The sequence below is a fragment of the Neisseria sp. P0021.S005 genome, assembly GCF_051956955.1.
In genome coordinates this window covers 1-496 of sequence record NZ_JBQCWY010000920.1, presented here as the reverse complement: position 1 = coordinate 496, position 496 = coordinate 1, and the positions used below count along the sequence as shown (strand labels likewise).

The following is a 496-nucleotide window of genomic DNA, read 5'->3' as shown; positions in this document are numbered from 1 at the left end:
GTCATTGTCGGCTGGATTTGGTGGAAAAAACACCGCCGCCACACCTTCTTCCGCGAGAAACTGCACGAAAAACGCGCGGCAAAAGCCAAAAAACAAACCAATCAATAAACCATTCCAGGCCGTCTGAAACACTTCCCCTCTTTCAGACGGCCTCAATCATTCATCAGAAACACCATGAAGCAAAAAATCTTTGTCCTCTACACAGGCGGCACCATCGGCATGACCCAAAGCAGCACTGGCCTGCGTCCCGATACCGCTCTCGTCGATAAAGCCCTCGCCCCCTTTTCAGACGGCCTTGATTTCGAATGGCACGTTTGCCAGCCGCTCATCGATTCTTCCGCGGTAACGCTGCAAAACCAACGCGACTGGCTGGAGCTTATTATCGCCAAGCTGCCTGACTATGACGGCATTTTGGTGTTGCACTGCACGGATACCATGGCATACACCGCCAACCTCTTCGCCCTCTCGCTGCAAGGTTTGGACAAACCCGTTATCC

General features: G+C 52.8%; 1 protein-coding gene. It reads left to right on the top strand.

Annotated features, from left to right (window positions below):
- Positions 1 to 174: 174 nt before the first annotated feature.
- Positions 175 to 496: asparaginase domain-containing protein (locus tag ACTHUE_RS20165; RefSeq protein ID WP_440424298.1), on the top strand; the 322-nt coding region annotated here is incomplete at its 3' end.